The 19,365-nt window shown below is 66.8% G+C and carries 23 protein-coding genes; 11 read left to right on the plus strand and 12 right to left on the minus strand.

Going from position 1 to position 19,365, the window contains the following annotated elements:
- Window positions 1-78: 78 nt before the first annotated feature.
- Window positions 79-873, minus strand: coding sequence for a putative protein N(5)-glutamine methyltransferase (locus AC4D2R_RS01820; RefSeq protein WP_490936890.1), 795 nt, complete (start codon window positions 871-873; stop codon window positions 79-81).
- 276 nt (window positions 874-1,149) lie between these two features.
- Between AC4D2R_RS01820 and AC4D2R_RS01825 the strand changes: the two genes are divergently transcribed.
- Window positions 1,150-2,040, plus strand: coding sequence for a succinate dehydrogenase iron-sulfur subunit (locus AC4D2R_RS01825; protein ID WP_490936892.1), 891 nt, complete (start codon window positions 1,150-1,152; stop codon window positions 2,038-2,040).
- 133 nt (window positions 2,041-2,173) lie between these two features.
- On the plus strand, window positions 2,174-2,914 hold the full coding sequence (locus AC4D2R_RS01830; RefSeq protein WP_490936894.1) for a Clp protease N-terminal domain-containing protein: 741 nt from the start codon (window positions 2,174-2,176) through the stop codon (window positions 2,912-2,914).
- 31 nt (window positions 2,915-2,945) lie between these two features.
- Here the strand turns inward: AC4D2R_RS01830 and AC4D2R_RS01835 are convergent, their stop codons facing one another.
- Window positions 2,946-3,326, minus strand: a complete 381-nt coding sequence (locus AC4D2R_RS01835; RefSeq protein WP_490936896.1) for a hypothetical protein — start codon at window positions 3,324-3,326, stop codon at window positions 2,946-2,948.
- A gap of 45 nt (window positions 3,327-3,371) precedes the next feature.
- Between AC4D2R_RS01835 and AC4D2R_RS01840 the strand changes: the two genes are divergently transcribed.
- Complete coding sequence (locus AC4D2R_RS01840; RefSeq protein WP_490936898.1) at window positions 3,372-3,923, plus strand: GNAT family N-acetyltransferase; 552 nt, start codon at window positions 3,372-3,374, stop codon at window positions 3,921-3,923.
- Window positions 3,924-3,933: 10 nt separating this feature from the next.
- On the opposite strand, the gene AC4D2R_RS01845 is transcribed toward AC4D2R_RS01840, so the two are convergent.
- A complete protein-coding gene (locus AC4D2R_RS01845; RefSeq protein WP_490936900.1) occupies window positions 3,934-4,617 on the minus strand; it encodes a DUF4166 domain-containing protein in 684 nt (227 codons plus the stop codon).
- Window positions 4,614-5,423 (minus strand): hypothetical protein, encoded by an 810-nt coding sequence (locus tag AC4D2R_RS01850; RefSeq protein ID WP_490936902.1) that lies wholly within the window; start codon window positions 5,421-5,423, stop codon window positions 4,614-4,616. The genes AC4D2R_RS01845 and AC4D2R_RS01850 overlap by 4 nt, the downstream gene beginning before the upstream one ends.
- Window positions 5,424-5,649: 226 nt before the next feature.
- On the opposite strand from AC4D2R_RS01850, the gene AC4D2R_RS01855 reads away from it, so the two are divergent.
- Together AC4D2R_RS01855 and AC4D2R_RS01860 are read left to right on the plus strand one after the other, a co-directional pair.
- Window positions 5,650-6,366, plus strand: a complete 717-nt coding sequence (locus AC4D2R_RS01855) for an SDR family NAD(P)-dependent oxidoreductase (protein ID WP_490937354.1) — start codon at window positions 5,650-5,652, stop codon at window positions 6,364-6,366.
- Window positions 6,367-6,464: 98 nt separating this feature from the next.
- Window positions 6,465-6,758: a hypothetical protein gene (locus tag AC4D2R_RS01860; RefSeq protein ID WP_490936904.1), complete on the plus strand. Its 294-nt coding sequence runs from the start codon at window positions 6,465-6,467 to the stop codon at window positions 6,756-6,758.
- Between the two features lie 18 nt (window positions 6,759-6,776).
- Here AC4D2R_RS01860 and AC4D2R_RS01865 read toward each other — a convergent pair whose 3' ends face one another.
- Complete coding sequence (locus AC4D2R_RS01865; RefSeq protein WP_490936906.1) at window positions 6,777-7,229, minus strand: pyridoxamine 5'-phosphate oxidase family protein; 453 nt, start codon at window positions 7,227-7,229, stop codon at window positions 6,777-6,779.
- A 232-nt stretch (window positions 7,230-7,461) separates the two neighbouring features.
- Between AC4D2R_RS01865 and AC4D2R_RS01870 the strand changes: the two genes are divergently transcribed.
- Complete coding sequence (locus tag AC4D2R_RS01870; protein WP_490936908.1) at window positions 7,462-8,274, plus strand: DUF6544 family protein; 813 nt, start codon at window positions 7,462-7,464, stop codon at window positions 8,272-8,274.
- A 56-nt stretch (window positions 8,275-8,330) separates the two neighbouring features.
- On the opposite strand, the gene AC4D2R_RS01875 is transcribed toward AC4D2R_RS01870, so the two are convergent.
- The 4 genes from AC4D2R_RS01875 to AC4D2R_RS01890 all read right to left on the minus strand — a co-directional run bounded on the left by AC4D2R_RS01875 (window position 8,331) and on the right by AC4D2R_RS01890 (window position 11,937).
- Window positions 8,331-9,053: a CE1759 family FMN reductase gene (locus tag AC4D2R_RS01875; RefSeq protein WP_490936910.1), complete on the minus strand. Its 723-nt coding sequence runs from the start codon at window positions 9,051-9,053 to the stop codon at window positions 8,331-8,333.
- The gene (locus tag AC4D2R_RS01880) at window positions 9,050-9,541 is read right to left on the minus strand and encodes a MarR family winged helix-turn-helix transcriptional regulator (RefSeq protein WP_490936912.1); all 492 of its coding nucleotides are present in this window, start codon (window positions 9,539-9,541) and stop codon (window positions 9,050-9,052) included. Before AC4D2R_RS01880 ends, AC4D2R_RS01875 begins: the two co-directional genes overlap by 4 nt.
- A 12-nt stretch (window positions 9,542-9,553) precedes the next feature.
- A complete protein-coding gene (locus AC4D2R_RS01885) occupies window positions 9,554-10,744 on the minus strand; it encodes an LLM class flavin-dependent oxidoreductase (protein ID WP_490936914.1) in 1,191 nt (396 codons plus the stop codon).
- A gap of 197 nt (window positions 10,745-10,941) precedes the next feature.
- Window positions 10,942-11,937 carry a pirin family protein gene (locus AC4D2R_RS01890; RefSeq protein WP_490936916.1) on the minus strand — a complete coding sequence of 332 codons (996 nt, stop codon included), beginning with the start codon at window positions 11,935-11,937 and terminating at the stop codon, window positions 10,942-10,944.
- A 228-nt stretch (window positions 11,938-12,165) separates the two neighbouring features.
- On the opposite strand from AC4D2R_RS01890, the gene AC4D2R_RS01895 reads away from it, so the two are divergent.
- The 4 genes from AC4D2R_RS01895 (at window position 12,166) to AC4D2R_RS01910 (ending at window position 15,698) form a co-directional block, all read left to right on the plus strand.
- Complete coding sequence (locus AC4D2R_RS01895; RefSeq protein WP_490936918.1) at window positions 12,166-12,603, plus strand: VOC family protein; 438 nt, start codon at window positions 12,166-12,168, stop codon at window positions 12,601-12,603.
- A 49-nt stretch (window positions 12,604-12,652) separates the two neighbouring features.
- Entirely contained in the window at window positions 12,653-13,606 is a 954-nt protein-coding gene (locus tag AC4D2R_RS01900; RefSeq protein WP_490936921.1) for a 1,4-dihydroxy-2-naphthoyl-CoA synthase, read from the plus strand.
- Between the two features lie 7 nt (window positions 13,607-13,613).
- Window positions 13,614-14,750: an AMP-binding protein gene (locus AC4D2R_RS01905; protein ID WP_490936923.1), complete on the plus strand. Its 1,137-nt coding sequence runs from the start codon at window positions 13,614-13,616 to the stop codon at window positions 14,748-14,750.
- Between the two features lie 66 nt (window positions 14,751-14,816).
- Window positions 14,817-15,698: a 1,4-dihydroxy-2-naphthoate polyprenyltransferase gene (locus tag AC4D2R_RS01910; RefSeq protein ID WP_490936925.1), complete on the plus strand. Its 882-nt coding sequence runs from the start codon at window positions 14,817-14,819 to the stop codon at window positions 15,696-15,698.
- Between the two features lie 25 nt (window positions 15,699-15,723).
- Here the strand turns inward: AC4D2R_RS01910 and AC4D2R_RS01915 are convergent, their stop codons facing one another.
- Entirely contained in the window at window positions 15,724-16,023 is a 300-nt protein-coding gene (locus tag AC4D2R_RS01915) for a DUF4229 domain-containing protein (RefSeq protein ID WP_490936927.1), read from the minus strand.
- A 30-nt stretch (window positions 16,024-16,053) separates the two neighbouring features.
- On the opposite strand from AC4D2R_RS01915, the gene AC4D2R_RS01920 reads away from it, so the two are divergent.
- Complete coding sequence (locus tag AC4D2R_RS01920) at window positions 16,054-16,548, plus strand: PLD nuclease N-terminal domain-containing protein (RefSeq protein WP_490936929.1); 495 nt, start codon at window positions 16,054-16,056, stop codon at window positions 16,546-16,548.
- 98 nt (window positions 16,549-16,646) lie between these two features.
- Here the strand turns inward: AC4D2R_RS01920 and ccsB are convergent, their stop codons facing one another.
- Both ccsB and resB read right to left on the minus strand, forming a co-directional pair.
- Window positions 16,647-17,642, minus strand: a complete 996-nt coding sequence (gene ccsB / locus AC4D2R_RS01925) for a c-type cytochrome biogenesis protein CcsB (protein ID WP_490936931.1) — start codon at window positions 17,640-17,642, stop codon at window positions 16,647-16,649.
- Window positions 17,642-19,324 carry a cytochrome c biogenesis protein ResB gene (gene resB / locus AC4D2R_RS01930; protein WP_490936933.1) on the minus strand — a complete coding sequence of 561 codons (1,683 nt, stop codon included), beginning with the start codon at window positions 19,322-19,324 and terminating at the stop codon, window positions 17,642-17,644. The genes ccsB and resB overlap by 1 nt, the downstream gene beginning before the upstream one ends.
- Window positions 19,325-19,365: the final 41 nt, after the last annotated feature.

The following is a 19,365-nucleotide window of genomic DNA, read 5'->3' on the forward strand; positions in this document are numbered from 1 at the left end:
GCACGGGACCGAACCGTTTCCGTCGCGGCCCGAGGGCCAGCGCCTGCCGGTCCTGCTGCACGCGGCCGCTGCGGGGATTCAGCAGGGGCTCCGCATGCCGATGACCACGGTCGCCTCAAGATCCTCGGAGAACGCGATGCGGGTACTGAGCCCGCATTCCTCAAGGAGCCCGGCGGCCGGCGGTGCCTGGCGGCTCCCGGCCTCGATGATCAGGCTGCCGCCCGGCACCAGCCAGTCACCCGCCTCAGCGGCGAGCCGCCTGTGCACGTCGAGCCCGTCGGCCCCTCCGTCGAGGGCCCGGCGCGGCTCGTGGAGCCGGGCCTCCGGGGGCATCGACGCGATCATTTCCGAGGGCACGTAGGGTGCGTTGCAGAGCAGAACCTCGACGGTCCCCTTGAGGCGGGGAGGCAGCGGCTCAAACAGGTCGCCCTGGTATACGGCGCCACCACTTGGCGCGAGATTCGCCCGGGCGCACTCCACCGCCCGCGCGTCGATATCGGAGGCATGGAGGTCGATCCCTGGCACTGCCGCCGCAAGTGCGGCCCCGAGCGCCCCGCAGCCGCAGCAAAGGTCGAGGACGACGGCGCCGGGAACGGCTACGGCGGCGGCCTCCCGGACCAGGAGTTCGGAGCGGCGGCGCGGAACAAACACCCCGGCATCAACAACCATCCTCGCTCCACAGAACTCGGCCCAGCCGAGAAGGTGCTCAAGCGGGGCGCCGGCTGCGCGCCGGTCGATCGTTGCGGCCAGGTCCAACGGCGGAAAGCCGGCATTCAGCAACAGATGCGCTTCCTCTTCGGCGAAAACGCAGCCGGCGGCTCGAAGGCGGGAGGTGACAAGTTCTTCCAACGGGATGTTGGAGCGGAACGACATGAAAGACCCTTCACGAAGCGTGAGGGCGCTCCCGGGTCAGGTTCGCGCGAGTCCCGGCAGGACCGCGGGGCGGAAGCGCCTTGCCTGATGTGCGGTAATCGGTCCCACCTCCTTCGTGATGCGGCTAAGGGAGCCAATTCTATCCGCCCAGCGCCCGCCGGCGAGGGGATGAAGCGGATCCTTCCGGCCTCACGCAGGCACACCAGTGGGTTCGGATTTTCCTTGTGCGCTCCAGCGCACCTTTCTAGGCTTGTCTTAGTCCAGCAGTTGTGGCGCATGACTATTCGAGCGCGGAGCCACATGATGAGCCACGAATTCACTGCAGCCAAGGCCGCCACCCAGGCAGAGCAGCCTGCCCCGGCGCGGCCCCAGACGCCTTCGGGCGGACAACAGTACGACCTGCCGGAGCCGCCTTCCAAGGTCGATTTCTCCCAGGCCAAGACTGCAGGGGAAATTCCGACGCTCCAGGTCACCATGCGCATACGCCGGTATCAGCCCGAACGCGCCGAGGAGGGGCACTGGGAGGATTTCCACCTCACCATGATCGGCACCGACCGCGTTTTGGATGCGCTCCACGTGATCAAGTGGGAGCACGACGGCACGCTGGTATTCCGGCGTTCCTGCGCTCACGGGGTGTGCGGCTCGGACGCGATGCGCATCAACGGCCGCAACCGCCTGGCGTGCAAGGCTCTCCTCAAGGACCTGAACCCCGCGGACCCCATCGTGGTGGAACCGCTGCAGGGACTTCCAGTGGAGAAGGACCTCATTGTTGACATGGAACCGTTCTTCCAGTCCTACCGGGAAGTGATGCCCTTCCTCATCAACCGGGGCCACGAACCGGACCGGGAACGGCTGCAGTCGCCGGAGGAACGCGAACGGTTCGATGACACCACCAAGTGCATCCTCTGCGCCGCCTGCACCTCGTCGTGCCCCGTGTTCTGGACCGACGGGCAGTACTTCGGGCCGGCCGCCATCGTCAATGCCCACCGGTTCATCTTCGACTCCAGGGACGACGCAGGCGACCTGCGGCTGGAGATCCTCAACGACGCGCAGGGAGTCTGGCGCTGCCGCACCATCTTCAACTGCTCCGAGGCCTGCCCGCGGGGCATTCAGATCACCCAGGCGATCAAGGAAGTCAAACGGGCAGTGATCAACCGGCAGGTGTGAGCGTGCTTCCCGCCGCTGCCGCAAGGAATGTCAGCGGACGCACCCCGGCGGAGTCAGCGTCCGCTGCTGCATCCCCGGAGGCTACGTCAACCACTAGTTGACGAATAACATATCGTCAACTTACGGTTGACTCATGACTGATCCAATCCGCATGACCAACCCCGTACGCCTTGATGAGCTCATCGACGCCATCAAGAAGGTGCACCCCGACGCTCTCGACCAGCTGTCCGATGCCGTGATCGCCGCCGACCATCTCGGCGAAGTGGCCGATCACCTCATTGGCCATTTCGTGGACCAGGCAAGGCGCTCCGGTGCGTCCTGGTCGGACATTGGCAGGAGCATGGGCGTCTCCAAACAGGCAGCCCAAAAGCGTTTCGTCCCCAAGGCGCCCGGTGACCAGACGGACCTTGACCCCAGCCAGGGCTTCAGCCGGTTCACCGAGCGCGCCAAGAACGTGGTGATGGCGGCCCAGAACGAGGCCCGTGCTGCAGGCAATGACGAAATCCGGCCCGAACATCTTGTCCTCGGGCTGCTCCAGGAGCCTCGGTCAATCGGAACGGCAGCCATCGCCGCCCAGGGGGTGACGATCGATGCGCTCCGGCACGCCACCACCGCAGTACTGCCGCCGGCGTCCGCCCAGGTTCCCGACCTGATTCCCTTCGACCAAAGGTCAAGAAAAGCACTTGAGTTGACCTTCCGGCAGGCTCTGCGCCTTGGCCACAACTATGTGGGCACCGAGCACATCCTGCTCGCCCTGCTGGAGCTTGAGGACAAAACGGGCGTACTTTCCGCCCAGGGGATCGATAAGGAACGGTCTGAAGCGCACATCTCCGCCGCTCTTGCCGCCGCTCAGGAATCCGCCCGGGATGCCTAGCACGCACCGGAATCTGGACGTCCGGGCCCGTTCATGCGGGAAGCTCTCCAATACGGGCGATGAGCGCGCCGTCCGCCGGACACACCCATGCCGCAACGCCCGCTGCCTCCCGGGGCCGCGCCGGATGGGTGAGCGGATGCCGGGGGCATTGGGGCCAGTTGCTGCCGCGTGCCCAGCGTTCCTCAATCACCCATTCCTGGACCTGATCCGCGACCTCGATCGTCCGCTCGAGGTCGGACCACCGCAGCGAGATATGAACGTCTCGCCCGGACCCGTCACTCGCCCACAACATCGCCGACGGGGACTTCCGGTCATTGGTCCATGCTGATTCCCTGATCAACGGCACGGGAGCGCCGGTGGCCTCGATGTCGGCGAGGACGGGTGCGAGGGCGCGGGCCAATGAAGGATCCATTGCCCCATCGTGCAGGGGAGACCTTCGTCTGGCTAGAGTTCGTGGATGACGATCATGCCGCACACCCTGACCTGCGACGTCGAGATGCGGCTGGTGCGAACCTCCGATTCCGGGCGGCTCGCTGACGGTTATGCGGTGAACAGGGAGCACCTGGCCCCCTGGGAGCCGCAGAGGAACCAGCACTTCTTTACGGAAGCGGGCCAGCGTTCGGTGATCGAGTCGAAGCTGGAGCTTCACGCATCGGGCATTGAAGTGCCCTGGATCCTCGTGAAGCAGGAGCGTGTGATCGGCGTCCTGAACCTTACCGGGATTGTGCGCGGCCCGTTCCTTAACGCCAACCTGGGCTACTGGATCGACAAGGACCACAACGGCAGGGGTATCTGCACATCCGCCGTCGCCCATGCCCTCGCCGTTGCTTCGGGGCAGCTCGGGCTGCACCGGGTGCAGGCCGCGACGCTGCCCCATAACGAGGGCTCGCAGAAAGTGCTCGCCAGGCTGGGCTTCACCAAAATCGGGACGGCGCCGGCGTACCTGAAGATCGCCGGTGCCTGGCGGGACCATATCCTCTACCAGCGCATCCTCGGCGAGGAGATCTGATGGCCGCCCGCTACTGCCGGATTTCCTCCCTCAGCGGTTTCAGGCGCTGCGGAGTGTCCCCGGGCGACACCGCCGGGTAGGTGCAGGTGAATTCCCCGCGGTAGCCAAAGAGGAACCCGAAAAGGGGATTGCGGACCCGCATGTCGATTGTGAAGACGCCGCGGGCGTCGTCGTAGCTCTCGTAGAGGTCGGCGGTGCCGGTGAGGATCGCCGGGAAGGTGAATCCCAGGAATCCCGCGTACAGCCGTTGGCTTGTGGTCTGAAGGTAAAGCGAACCGTCCGCGAGGACCTCAAGTTCAAGGGCTGTTGCAAGATGCTGGTGGGTGCCCAGGTAATCGATGATCCTGCCTTTTTCGGCACTGTAGATCATGGTCGCGTCGAAGCGTCGGCGTTCGGCCCCGCTGATCTCCAGAGTGCGCACGAAGGTCACGGTCGGCCGGCCGAACCCGTCGAGGTAGGGGTAGTTCTCAATGGTGAACGGGATGTTCTCGCCGTGATGGGGAAACAGGATGTTCCGGAACGCGCCGAGCCTGAGGAAGGGGACCGTCCACAGGGGCCCGCGGCGGACCTCCGAGAAGCGGCCGCGCCCCACGCAGGCGTAGCCGGCGTCGACGTCAACGCCGAAGCGCCGCTGCAGCATCGGGTGGAGGCGGTGGAAGTCCTCCCCTAGGGCGTTCGCGAAGATCGAGGTCACAGAGCACCACCGACCGCAGGTTCCCGGCCCGCGTCCGAAACTCTTGGAGCCGGAAGCCCCGCGAGCGCGGACGGCGCCTTGGCGGAGCGCCGGTCCGGTGCGCGCCGCAGGCACCGCCGCGCCCGGGGGACCGTCCGATGCGCTGGGACCAGCAGGGACGCCGCCGCGATGGCAAGGCCCACGACGGCGGCCGGAGCACCCTCGGGCCGGCCCGCCGAGGATAGGAGCAGCGCACTTCCGGCTGCGACGCCGCCCGCGCGGACGACGGCGTCGAGGATCCACCGGGTGCGCGCGTCCCGCGGATCCACACCGAGTTCGGCCCACAGGCGGAGGCGGTCGAAGCTCAGCGCCGTCGCCCAGCCGAGGGCGGGCCGCGTGACCCGGCGGTCCAACGCCTTGCCCAGAACGCCCATGCCTGGCTGGTAGGTGTATCCGGTGATGAACCGGATACCGTGCTGCGTCGGAATGTAGCGCCAGTACCCGGAGCCGGACCCGATGGGCGAAAGTGGGTCCGAGGTGGAAAACCGCAGCACTGACGTCGACTGCCCGTCCTCCCGGTGCCGATGCCCCAGCGAGATTCCCGTTCCAGTAATCGTGTGGAACGGAAGACCGAATTCATACCGGAACCGTTGCGGCTCCCCGGCGCTGTGCGCGGCGGGAACGATGCGCGAGAACCGCAGGTCCCACCGCGGGTGCAGTTCTGCATCCTGGCTCAGTCTCCACAACCGGTCCATCGACGTGCGGATGCCGATCTCCACGTAGATTTGCCGCCTGTGACCGGGCACCCTGCTGCTGTTCTCCCCCATTTGAGCATCATAAGTCCAGTGGTGTTCCGGTCCGGCAGCGCGGCCCGGCGCTCCCCCTCGTCGGTCGAAGGAGTAGATTCGAAGCCGCAACGCTTCGCGTTCTTCCGGCCCGGAGCACCGAATGCCACTGGGAGGCCCGCTTTGTCTTTGAGTATTGATTTGACCGGAAAGACCGCGCTCGTGACGGGGATCAACCCAAGGTATCGGCGCCGAGATCGCGCTCCAGCTGGCCCGCGCCGGCGCCGAGGTCGCGGTGAACGGGCGCACGGCCGCGAGCGTGGGCCGAGCCGCCCAGACGATCCGCGAGGCGGTCCCCGGGGCGCGGATCCTTGAAGCGCCGGCCGACGTAAGCACGGAGGAAGGCGCGGCAATAGCCTGTAAATTGGTCGCCAATGTCGACATCCTGATCAACAATCTCGGCATCTTCAGCCCGGAGCCCGCTTTGGAGATCCCTGACTCCGAATGGCTGAGGTTCTTTGAAGTCAATGTTCTGGCCGCGGTGCGTCTCACGCGGGCCTACCTTCCCGCGATGATGTCCCGGGGATGGGGTCGCGTCCAGTACATTGCGAGCGATTCCGCCATCGTCATACCGGCCGAGATGATCCACTACGGGGTCTCGAAGACCGCACTGCTCGGTGTTTCACGAGGTTTCGCCAAGGCGGCCGCCGGGTCGGGGGTCACCGTGAATGCGGTGATCGCCGGGCCCACGCATACCGGCGGCGTCGAGGACTTCGTGTATCAGCTCGTGGACAAGGATCTGAACTGGAACGACGCCCAGCAGGAGTTCATGAAAGTGCATCGACCGCAGTCATTGATCCAACGGCTCATCGAGCCCACTGAAATCGCGAACCTCGTGGCTTACTTGGCATCCCCGCTGGCTTCGGCGACCACAGGGGCCGCACTGCGCGTGGACGGCGGCTATATCGATTCCATCGTCCCCTAGAAGGCCTTGCACGCGCGGCCGCAGTGGTGAACCATGAGCGCTAACGGGCTGTCGCGACAGCCACCCACCTCCGCCACGCGATACAAGGGGTGAGCCGAATGGTCGGTAAATCGAGGGCCCCGGCCCCACGCTGGTTCATCACGGCAGCGGGCGCCCTGCTCATCGCCGGCGCGGTGACGCTCCTGCCCGGCATCAACGCGTTCGAGCGGGCCTCCTGGGGCGGAAGCGCCGGGAGCCTGGCGCAGGCGTTCGTCTTCATCGCGGTGGCGATGGTCCTGATCATCGCGGGCCTGACGCTTCTGGCGACCGGCGTTTCACGGCATCGTGCGGCCCGGCGACCGGGGACCGACGGGGACCAGCACGATGATTCCTCGCTGCGCAGCGAGGACTGATCGACCAATCAGAAGGGATTATTCGTCGCGCCCAGATGCGCGGGAAACGCTGTGGGGAGCCGGAGCTACGGGGAACCGGCGTCCGGTGATGCTGTCCGGCGTAACCCGTACAAAACGGTCCTTGCGCCCGCCCTCCCACGGATGGACGGGCAGATCGATGGTCTCGAGCAGTTCCCTGGTCGTGGAAATCGTGCTCGCAGTGCCCTTGATGACCACGCTCCAGGCCCTCGTCCCGTCAGCGTCGAGCCCGTCGGCCTCGACTGCGACCGGCGCCTTCTCCACTGCCGCCCTGGATTTGGCGCCTTCGGAGGTCCGGAACACCACGGTGCCGTGGTCGACCTGGATGTTGACCGGAAAAATGTCCGGTTGGTCATTCGTCGAAAGGGCCAGGCGCGCGACGGACGCCGTGCGCAGCAGGCGCCAACACTCGCTGGCCGAAAGTACCTCGGTGGGAGCGGGCTGATGATTCATGCCCCCAGCGTATTGGTTCCCACCGCAACGCAACAGGGGTCGCGTGCCCTTGCCGGACGGCCCGCGGCGGAGTCCAGCACGGCCGTGATCCGACCGGCCTCTCTACAGGAGCAGGCCGGTTGGTTTGGACGGTGGGACTAGACCTGCTGCCCGCGGTCGGGGACCAACGGCCCTGTCGCGCGGCGGCCCTACGCCCGATGCTGGTATTCGGCAGCACAATCGGGGAGGAATCATGCCAAAGCCGTGGGTTCCGGGGATGGTCGTAACCTCCAGGGGCACCACGACATCGGCCGTTCCGATTCCGGGCCCGGCCCGCGCCGCGTGGCAGCTGCTCAGCCGGGGAGAGCCCGATCCTCCCCGTTATGACCCATCCAGGGCGGCAGGACTGCCGGAGCCGATCCAGCGCTGGCTGGACCACTCGGTTCGGCCGGGAACCCTTCTGTGTTCGTCCGTTGAGCTCACCATGTCGGGGCAGCTCAAGCTTGGTGCGTCCTGGCGCCCCTTCCGCGCGCGGCAGGTTCTCGCTCCCGCCAAGGGGTTCGTCTGGGCGGCCGAAGCACGCGTCATGGGCCTGCCGGTCAGGGGGTTCGACCGCTTCAGTGAAGGTACCGGCCAGATGCGGTGGCGCCTGCTGGACATTGTTCCGGTTATGTCAGCAGACGGCGCCGACGTTACCCGCAGTGCCGCGGGCCGGTTGGCTTGTGAAGGGGTGCTCGTTCCCACCGCTTTCGGGAGCGCCGCGTGGGCTGACGGCCCGTCGGACGGGACGGCGATTATGTCCCGTCAGATCAACCACCAGAGCGAGGAGGTTCAACTTCGGTTCGGTCCGGATGGCCGGCTCAATGCGGCGTTCATGCAGCGGTGGGGCGAGCCGGGAGGAGCTCCGCCAGGCCGTTACCCCTTTGGCGTTTCCATTGAGGAAGAGGCTGAATTCGAAGGAATCGTGATCCCATCAGCCATCCGCGCCGCTTGGTGGTGGGGAACCGGGCGAGAGGCTGAAGGCGAATTCTTCCACGCACGGATATCCTCCGCAGTCTTCCGATGAGGCTCACTTGGGAGCGCCCGCGGCGCCGCGGGCACTCCCGCCGACTGCAGATCCCGCTAGGCCCGTGCAGCGAGGCTGCCGCCGGTTGCCAGCCTCATCAGGTCGGTATCGAAGGCAACCTCCGGGGCGGCCGTTGCGGGGCGGGCGTTCCCGGCGAAGGTGTGCTGGTACTGGCCCCAGGCGTCGTCGGTGATCGCGGCCCTGATGCCGGTGCTGACCATTGCCGCAAGTTCGGTCGCCGCCCGTTCGATCCGGGTGGTGAGCGCACTGTCTCCCCAGTCCTCCGGTGCTGCGAAGAGCGAGGTGGGGGTGGTGAGCGTGCGCATGAACGCAAAGAGTGGCCGGAGTTGATCATCGATCACCAGTGCGTGCCGGCCACTGCCGCCGGTTGCCGCAAGGACCACGGGCACGGCGATCAGGAGATCGTTGTCGAGGATATCCATAAAGGCCTTGAACAGCCCGCTGATGCCTGCCTTGTAGATAGGAGTCGTGGCGATGACGGCGTCCGCGGCGGCGAGCCTGTCGATGGCGGCCTGGAGGTCCGCGTCAGGGAAACCGGAAACGATCGCGTGGGCAATGTTGGCGGCGAGCGGGCGCAGCTCAATGATGTTGACCGCGGCCGGGATGCCCTGCCCGTTCAGGCGGTCCAGTGTTTTCTGGGCCAGGCGGTCGGCAAGCATCCGAGAGGAGGAGGTGTCGCTCATGCCTCCGCTGAGGATCACGATGCTGCGGGTCTGGTCCGGGTCCGGGTGGGCGTGCTGGGGGGAAGTAGAGTTCACGAGGGGGTCCGTTCGGTGGTGGGTTTGTTCAGGAGGTCCGGATTGATCACTGCGGTGATCTGCCGGCAGAGGTCGCGAAGCTGTTCGAGCTGGGCGTGGCTGAGGGCGCTGGTCATTGTGGCAGTGACGGCCCGCGCGTGCTTCCGCCCCACCCGTCTTTGCGCTTCGGTTCCCGCATGGGTCAGAAGAATGCGGGCTTCCCGGCGGTCCACCTGGTTCGGACGCTTTTCCACGAGCCCGCGCTCCTCAAGCCGCGACACGAGTTTCGACATGCCCGGCTGGGAGAGCAGGACCCTCCGGCCGAGGTCGCTGATTCCCAGTCCGCCGTCGGCCTTGGACAGGGTGAAGAGGACGTCGTACTCCCGGTTGGAGATCTCATCCCAGATCTCGTCGGCGGCAAATCGCCGGCCAAGTGCGCTCTCTGCCTGAAGCAGGGCTTCCCAGGACTCATTAGCCAGCCGGATCTCGTTTCTGTCTTGCCGGTTCATCGGATCACCCTTCTATCCGATCAGCGGATAGCGGGCCGGGGTCGCGGCGTCGCTGTCCTGGTAGGGCGAGGTGCCCGTGACGTTGTCCCCCCGGTTGGGGTTGGGGCGCGGCTGTCGCGGTGCGGCGTCGCCGTACTTTGCCTTGGTGAGGGACTCGTGGGTGGGGGCGTCCGCCGCGTCAGGGGAACGCCGTGCGGCCATCTCCTTGCGCAGCACGGGAACAACCTCCCCGCCGAGCAATTCGAGCTGGTCAAGCACGGCGGCCAGCGGCAGGCCCGAATGGTCCATGACCCAGAGCTGGCGCTGGTAGTCGCCGAACTTCTCCTGGAATTCCAGGGTCTTGTCGATGATCTGCTGGGGGCTTCCGACGCTCAGCGGGGTCTGCTGCGCGTAGTACTCCAATGGGGCTCCGTGCCCGTAGACCGGTGCTTCGTCAAAGTAGGGGCGGAACTCGCGGATGGCGTTCTGGGAGCGCTTGGCGATGTACGCCTGCCCGCCGAGGCCCACGATCGCCTGGGCCTTGGTGCCGTGCCCGTAGTGCTCGAAGCGCTCGCGGTAGAGGTTGACCAGCGGCAGGAAGTGGAAGTTTGGGGCCAGGATGTTGTTCGCGAAGAATCCGTTGCCATAGTAGGCAGCCTGCTCGGCGATTTCCGGCGTGCGGATAGCGCCGTGCCAGACGAAGGGAGGCACGTCGTCCAGGGGCCGGGGACTTGAGGTGAATCCCTGGAGCGGGGTCCGGAAATTGCCTTCCCAGTCGACGACGTCCTCGCGCCACAGCCGGTGCAGCAGGTTGTAGTTCTCCAACGCCAACGGCAGGCCCTGACGGATGTCCTTGCCGAACCACGGGTAGACCGGGACAGTGTTGCCGCGTCCGAGGGTCAGGTCCAGCCGGCCCTTGGCCAGATGCTGGGCCAGCGCGTACTCCTCGGCGATGCGGACGGGATCGTTCGTCGTGATCAGGGTGACCGACGTCGAAAGGATGATCCGCTTGGTCAGGGCTGCGACATGGGCCAGCAGAGTTGTCGGCGAGGAGGAGAAGAACGGCGGGTTGTGGTGCTCGCCGATGGCGAAGACATCCAGACCGACCTCCTCGGCCTTGACTGCCATCTTCACCGTTGCATCGATGCGTTCCGCCTCGCTGGGCGTGTACCCCGTCACCGGGTTCCGCGTGATGTCGCTGACCGAGAAAATTCCGAACTGCATCGTGCGTGCCTTTCACTGGAAGAACTACATAACCAGTTATGTATCTTGCCCGTGTAACGGTGCATAACCGGTTATGTATTCCCGCGCCGTCCGTGACATGCAGCACCAGGCCATGCAGCGCTGAGGGAACTGACCCTCCGCACTGCCGGAGTCGGGTCGCCCGCTCCGGTGACGGTATTTCCGGGAGGTGCTGCGCCCTACTTTCGAGGGCGGATGCGCACCCGCGGCAGCTCCGGTGCAGGCAGGGGCTTCAGGGTGTTGCCCTCGGGAAGGCCGAACAGAACCTCGGGCCGCACCTGGTCTTCCTCGATACCGATCTCGGACTGCCACCGGTTGCGATACTCGACAATCTCCTCGTGGCTGCGTCCCACGAAGTTCCACCACATCACGATTTCTTCACCGAGAGGCTCGCCGCCGATGACCATCAGCCGCGCCGGTCCGCTGCCGCCTGCCCTGATTTCGATCGATTCATGACCGACCGGCAGATAGGCGAGTTCACCTGCTGCAACGTCCGTACCGTTGAATTCGATGCTGCCGCTGTCGACAAGGATTCCGTGTTCGAAATCCGGGGAAACGGCGAAGGAGGCGGTGGAGCCGGCGCGGATCCTCAGCTCGGCTCCCAGCAGCGGGGTGTGGGTGGCAACGGGGGAAGCTGAGCCGCCAAGGGTGCCAAGGAAAACGCTGAGGTCGAACCCTTCGCCCTGGACCGGGACCGGGGCGTAGTGGTCGAAGCGGTGGGTCACGAAGCGCGAGCGGTCCGGCAGCGCCAGCCAGAGCTGCACCCCGTGGAGCGACGACGCTGCCGGCGTTGAGACCTCGGAATGGGAAATGCCCGATCCCGCCGTCATGAGGTTCAGCTCGCCGGGTCGAACCAATGCGTGGTTTCCGGCGCTGTCGCGGTGTTCGATCTCACCGGCGAAAAGCCAGCTGACCGTCTGCAGGCCGGTGTGGGGGTGGGGCGGGACGCTCATGGCGCCGGCCGCCTCAACGGGATCGGGCCCGTAGTGGTCGAGGAAGCACCATGCGCCGATCAGCGACCGGCCGCGCTGCGGGAGCGTGCGGCGAACTGACATGCTCCGGGGACCGCCCAACGGCACCTCGCGGGGTTCGAGGATTTCGACCGGAGGGCTTCCGGCCCGCTCGGGCCCGCTCTCGCAGATCACCGGAACCGGACGGGTCTCGAGATTACTCATTACTGCCTTACTCGTTGAGTCCTATCCCGCGCTTTCGGCGCCGGATGGTTGTGCCGATTCTAATCCAGCGGAACTTGCGCCCGTTAATGTGCCGCGGCGGAGCAGGCACTGTCCACCGCCGGCCCGGGGTTCCTGTACAGGATCCGGAGCGGGGTGCGTTCGGGTCGAGGACAGCGGTTGACCGCGGGTGTCTTCCGCACCCGGCGGGTTCAGCCTTACCGTTTCGGCATGGAACACAACATTCAGATTTCCATCGACTGCAGCGACCCCCACGCCCAGGCCGACTGGTGGGCCGAAACGCTGGGCTGGATCGTCGAGCCGGTCGACGAGGGGTTCATCGACCAGATGCTTTCCGCGGGCTACGCGGACGAGTCCGACGTCGTCGTGCACCGGGGCGCACGAGTCTGGCGCGACGGCGCAGCGGTCTGCAAGGCCGGTGAATTGGGCCAGAAGGACAGGCTCCGCCTCGTGTTCCAGCCCGTCCCCGAACCCAAGACGGCAAAGAACCGCTTCCACCTGGATATCCACCGGAAGGAGATCGACAAGGATCAAGCCCGTGCCGCCCTCGAAGCACGCGGCGCCAGTTTCCTCCATGACGGCAGGCAGGGCCCGCTGACCTGGTACACGATGACCGATCCCGAAGGCAACGAGTTCTGCATCTCCTAAGCGCCCGCCGCTGCATGCCCGGGGTGCTTGCCACCGCTAGACTCGGTTGGTGACATCCGATCTTCCCCCTCAGGTCTCCGACATCTTCGACCCCACCCAGTGGCGAACCGTCGCGGGTTTCGAGGATTTCACCGACATGACGTACCACCGCCAGGTGGAGCGTTCGGCAGACGGCCGCGTGCTCCGCGACCTCCCGACGGTGCGCGTCGCTTTCGACCGCCCCGAGGTGCGCAACGCCTTCCGTCCCGGCACTGTGGACGAGTTGTACCGGGCACTTGACCATGCGCGGATGACCCCCGACGTCGCCGCCGTCCTGCTCACCGGAAACGGCCCCTCCCCGAAGGACGGCGGGCACTCCTTCTGCTCCGGCGGGGACCAGCGCATCCGCGGGCGCGACGGCTACCGGTACGCGGAGGGCGAGACACGGGAGACCATCGACCCGGCCCGCGCGGGACGCCTGCACATCCTCGAGGTGCAGCGGCTGATGCGCACCATGCCCAAGGTCGTCATCGCCGTCGTCAACGGGTGGGCCGCCGGAGGCGGGCACAGCCTGCACGTGGTCGCGGACCTGACCATCGCCTCGCGCGAGCACGCGCGCTTCAAGCAGACGGACGCGACAGTGGGAAGCTTCGACGCCGGTTACGGTTCGGCGCTCCTGGCCCGCCAGATCGGGCAGAAACGTGCGCGCGAGATCTTCTTCCTCGCCCGCGAATATTCCGCCGAGGACATGGTGGCGATGGGCGCCGTCAACGAGGCCGTCGATCACGCCTCCCTCGAAGCAACCGCCCTCGAGTATGCAGCGGACATTGCCCGCCAGAGCCCGCAGGCGCTGCGGATGTTGAAGTTCGGCTTCAACCTCGCCGACGACGGACTCGCCGGGCAGCAGGTGTTCGCCGGAGAAGCCACCCGGCTCGCGTACATGACCGACGAAGCCGTCGAGGGCAAGGAAGCGTTCCTCGAGAAGCGCAACCCCGACTGGTCCGCGTTCCCCTACTACTTCTAGGACCGGCATGGAACTGCTCCCCATATTCACCCCTTCGGGTTTCGACGCGCACGAACTGCTGAAACCGCTGGCGGCCTCGCTCGCCGGCGAGGGCCCGGCGATCGCCCCGCATGTTGCCGCCGACGAAGACTTCCCCGGGGAACTGCCCAACGACGAAATCGCCGCCGTCCTGAGCACCTCCGGCTCGACGGGGGTGCCCAAGAAGACAATGCTCAGCGTCGACGCGCTGGCCGCCTCCGCCATGGCCACGGCCTTCGCCCTGAAGGCGGAGGGACAGTGGCTCCTCGCGCTGCCCGTGCACCACGTTGCGGGATTCCAGGTCCTGGTCCGCTCGCTCTACGCAGGCACCCGCCCCTGGACGATGGACTCGGGTGCACCGTTCACTGCCGAAGCGTTCACCGCCGCCGCGTCCGAGCTGACGGACCGGGTACGCTTCACCTCCCTGGTCCCCACGCAGCTTCACCGCCTGCTGGCCGATCCGGCCCCGGAGACCCTCGCGGTGCTCCGCCGGTTCAACGCCATCCTGCTCGGCGGGGCTCCGATGGGTTCTGCGCTGCGCGGCGAGGCCCGCCGCCAGGGCCTGAACATCGTGGAAACCTACGGGATGAGCGAAACCAGCGGAGGCTGCGTCTACAACGGCGTGCCCCTCGACGGCGTAGAGGTATTGTCCGAAGAAGGGCGGCTGTGGATCAGCGGCCCGATGCTCGCCGACGGCTACCTCAACGACCCCCAGCTCACCGAGGACCGCTTCGTCCACAACTCCGGGCGCCGGTGGTTCAGGACCGACGACGCAGGCGACGTCGGCGCGGACGGGAAAGTCGTTGTGCACGGCCGCATCGACGACGTCATCGTCACAGGCGGACTCAAGGTCTCGGCGTCGGTCATCGCCGGCGTCATCGAGGACATCCCGCAGGTGAGCCAGGCCGTCGTCCTGGGAATCACCAGCCCCGAGTGGGGCGCGGCGGTGGGTGCCGCCGTCGTCGGATCCGTTGACGCAACCGTTGTCCGTGCCCGCGTGGCCGAGGAACTCGGCGCCCATGCCGCGCCCAAGACGGTGCTGAGCTTCGACGCGCTCCCCCTGCTTCCCGGAGGCAAGCCCGACCGCCAGGCGCTCAGGGCGCTCCTCGAAAAGTCGGGGCACTGACCCTTTTCCTCCCCACCGGCACCTGACCGGCCAGACACACCAGCACAACCAGCAAAGGAACAAACCGTGGCGAATGCCGCTCAGTGGCTTGAAGGAGCCCGCCCCCGTACGCTGCCCATGGCGCTTGCACCGGTGATCATCGGCAGCGCGGCAGCCCACGGGCTCGCCTCGTTCCGGCCGTTCAACGCCGTGCTCGCCGCCGTCGTCGCCGTGCTGCTGCAGGTTGGCGTCAATTACGCCAACGACTACTCCGACGGCATCCGGGGCACCGACGACGACCGCGTGGGACCCCTGCGCCTCACCGGGTCCGGCGCCGCCGAACCCCGCCAGGTGAAGTACGCCGCCTTCGGCTGCTTCGCGCTGGCGATGGTTGCCGGCGCGGCGCTGATCATCCTGTCGCAGACCTGGTTCCTGCTGCTCGTTGGACTTGGCTGCATCGCCGCCGCCTGGGGCTACACGGGCGGAAAGAACCCCTACGGATACCTCGGCCTGGGCGACATCTTCGTCTTCGTGTTCTTCGGGCTCGTCGCGACGCTTGGCACCACCTACACCCAGGCCGGTTCCCTTAGCGCCGCCGCGTGGGTGGGGGCAGTGAGCACCGGGGTCATCGCGATGGCGCTCCTGATGGCGAACAATGTGAGGGACATCCCGACGGACCGCGCCTCGGGGAAGCTGACCCTCGCTGTGCGCCTCGGGGACACCGCCGCGCGGGTCAGTTACGTCATGATGCTCGCGACAGCCATCCTGCTGCCCCTGTTCCTCGTCGAGAAGTACCCGTGGGTGCTGCTCGTGCTCCTGCTGATTCCGGCCTGCCTGATGCCGAGCTGGCTGATGCTCAAGGGCAAGAAGCGCCGCAGCCTGATCCCCGTGCTGAAGCAGACAAGCCTGATCAACCTGGGCTTCAGCGTGCTGTTCGCCCTCGGGATTGTCCTGACCGTCGCGCTGTAGGCCCGCGCGGCACCGTGCGGCCCGGTCAGTCCCGGCGCGGCCGGCGGTCAGCGTTGACGGGGGCGTTGGGGTCGAGGCCGTCTTCGGCGGCGGCGTCGTCGTTCTCCATCGCGTTGCGCACCGGCGGCGCCCCCTCCTTGAACCGGCGCTGCAGGTTTGCCGCAGCGGCGTCGCGGAGCTCCCGGAAGAAGAGGTAGGTGACGCACCAAGCCAGGACGGCGGAGGCAACGGCGGACAGGATGGCACCAAGCCCGAGCTGCACGCAGACCACGAAGATGACGACGACGAGCAGCAGCCGCAGGGCGGTGAATTTGAGGAAGGCCACCGTACAAGTTTACTCGCCTACAATTGGGGTATGCCCCGCCTGTTGCTCTTTCTGGTGATTCTTGGAGTCGCAATCATCATCTACGCCCTGATCGACTGCTTCATGAGTCGGTCCAATGAAGTGCGAAGCATTTCGAAACCGGCATGGCTGATCACGATCCTCGTTGTTCCCCTCCTCGGAGCGGGCCTCTGGTTCCTCTTCGGGCGCCCGCGCCAGGCCCGGCCGGCCGGTCCGACCCGCCCTGCTCCGCGGCGCCCCACCGCGCCCGATGACGACCCGCAGTTCCTGCAGAACCTTGAGACCAAGCGCCGGCAGCAGGCACGGGAGCAGCGCCGGCGCGAGCAGGAGCGGAAGCCGCACGACGGCCAGCCGCACGCCGGAGGAACCAAGGGCGGGGGAACCAAGGGCGGCCCCAAGGCGGACGGACCGGCCTCAGGCAGTTCCGAGACTCCGCAGGCCCCCGAATCGGACGACGACGCCGGGGACTCCGGAAGTACCGGCGCGCACCGGCCCAAGAACCCGTAGCCCGCGCCCTTCCGCCGCACTCTTCACCCACGCAAAAGCCGCACCGGTCCGATCCCGAAAGGGGATGGGGCCGGTGCGGCTTTGTGCGGCCGGGAAGGTCAGCCCGCGTCGGCGTAGCTGTGGAGCCCCGAGAAGTAGATATTGACGATCGTGAAGTTGAACACGATGCACAGGTAGCCGACGATCGACAGCCAGGCCGCCCGCGTTCCGGTCCAGCCGCGCGTGGCCCGGGCGTGGAGGTAGCCTGCATAGACGGTCCAGATCACGAACGTCCAGACCTCCTTGGTGTCCCAGCCCCAGTACCGGCCCCACGCCTGCTCGGCCCAGATCGCGCCGGCCATCAGGGTGAAGGTCCAGCCGACGAAGGCAACGGCGTTGAGGCGGTAGGAAAGGTTCTCCAGGCTCAGGGCCGACGGGACAAGGCGCATGAAGCGTGCGGTATCGGAGCGGCCGGCGGCAACGCGGGCTTCCCGCGAGGACTGCACCAGCTGCAGCACCGACATCGCGAAGGTGATGGTGAAGAGGGCGGAGGACGCAACGGCGATGGACACGTGCACGATCAGCCAGTAGCTCTGCAGCGCGGGGATGAGGTTGGCCACCGGGGTCGGGAAGCCCACCGTCGCGGCGCACAGCATGACCACCACGAGGCCGACGACGAAGGATCCAACGAAGCGCAGGTCCCGCCGGGTCAGGGTGATCAGGAAGATCAGCGAGACGACGAGCGCGCCCGTGGTGCAGAACTCGTACATGTTGCCCCAGGGCACCCGGTTCGCCGCGACGCCCCGGCTCACGACCGCCGCGGCGTGGATGACCGTGGCAAGCACGGTGAGCGCGACGGCGATCCGTGCCGAGGAGCGCCGCTGGCCGGCGCTGTACGACATCGAGTCGTCAGCGGTCGCAGCCGCCCCCGCACCGGGAGGCAGGTCCGCCTGCGGCGCTCCGACGGTGGCGAGCCGCGCTTCGACCTTCTCAATGGTCTTGCTCGACTTGACCAGGTCGAGCACAAAGAAAACGAGTGCCACAACATAGGCGATGGAGGCGAGCAGCATGAAGAGCTCGCTGGCTGCGCCCAATTCGGCGTTAACGCTTGGCATTAGGTGTCCTTACCGTCGTCGCCGCGCGTTCCGGCGGGCTGCAATTGATTTTCTCCTGCTTGGGCCTCCGGCACCAGCCAGCGTGCGCGGAGCAGTTTCTCGACAGCGGCGCCTTCCCCGGCGAGGCGGTGGTCCTCGCCGCGGGCGAGCAGCCCGTACTCAAGGAGGACGCGCCCGTCGGGGTGGATTCCGGACCGGAACCACAGCCGCCTGCGCCCGATGAACAGCGAGGCGGTGAGCCCTGTCAGGGCGAGGGTGGAAAAGGCGAGGGCACCGAGCTGACCGGGGTCGTGGTGGATGTCCAGGGCGACGTACCGCTTCAGCCCGTCGAAGGTGATTGAGCCCTTGCCCTCGGGCAGGTCGTAGGTCTCGCCCGCCCCGAGCACGATGCCGCCGTTGTCGCTGTTCCTGCTGTTGAGCTCGGTGAGTCCTTCGGTGTCGAGGGCATAGACGTTCTGGGGATCGCCCCCGTCAAGGCCGAGGTCACCGTAGTAGGCGTTGAGGTTCAGCTGGGGATTGAACGGATCGGGGTCGCGCGAGAAGGAGACCCCGTTCTCGTCGATGAAGGCCGTGGGGAGGAAGAACCCGACGAAGCCGAGCTGGTCGGGCTGGGCGTCGGGCGCCTTGATGACGGCCAGGGAGGTGTAGAGGCCGTCGGAGGGCACTGTCACAACCGGGCCTTGGACGGCGATGTTCCCCTCGCCGTCGCGCACCGTGACCACCGGCGCGTAGCCGTTGCCGACGAGGTAGACGCTCGTGCCGCCGATCTTCACCGGCGCGTTCACCTTGAGCACCTGCTTCTGCGGGGCAGCGCCGGGGCCGTCCTTGGTTGTGAGGTTCGCGGTGAAGTCCAGCGGCTGGCCGTAGTGCGCCGGCTGGTCGCGGTCGAACTGCACGTCGAAGGAGTCCAGGCGGATCGAGTAGGGGTCGAGCTGGTCGTTGCTGAAGTTGGTGCCGGGGGTGAAGGAGTCGTAGCCCACCAGGGTGTTCACGAAGCTGTCGCCCTCGACGATGACCTTCTGACCGTTGTAGCCGAACAGTCCGCCCACAGCCACGGAGATCAGGACCCCGATGAGCGAGATGTGGAACACCAGGTTGCCCAGTTCCTTGCTCAGGCCGCGCTCGGCCCCGACGGAGGGGCGGTCGGTGTCCTTGTCCCGGATGTCCACCCGGTATCCGCGTTTGCGCAGGATTTCAGCGGCGTCGGCGGCCGCGGAGCCGGGGGTGATCCCCGCGGCTGCGGCACGCTCGGCCGGAATCTCGATCGTGCCGTAGACCGGCAGGCGGGACAGACGCTTGGGTGTGCGCGGCGGGAGGGCCTTCATGGCCCTGCCATGGGCGAGCGCGCGGGGGATGACGCATCCGATGAGGGAGATGAACAGCAGCAGGTAGATCGCGGAGAACCAGACCGAGGAATACACGTCGAACAGCTGGAACCAGTCGAGCACCGGGCCGGTGCCGGGATGGTCTTCGATGTACTGGGTCACGACGGCGGGGTTGGCGGGCCGCTGCGGGAACAGTGATCCGGGGACGGCAGCCACTGCGAGCAGCAGCAGCAGGAAAAGGGCCGTGCGCATGCTCGTCAGCTGCGTCCACGCCCACCGCAGGCTTCCGCCGAGGCCGAGCGCGGGCAGGACGGCGTCGGGCTTGGCAGCCGCTGTGCTTTCCTTTTCCTTTTTCACCTTGACCTGTTCTTCGTTGGGTGGTCGCTCATCCGGGAAAC

Source organism: Arthrobacter sp. TJ-217, from assembly GCF_058269255.1.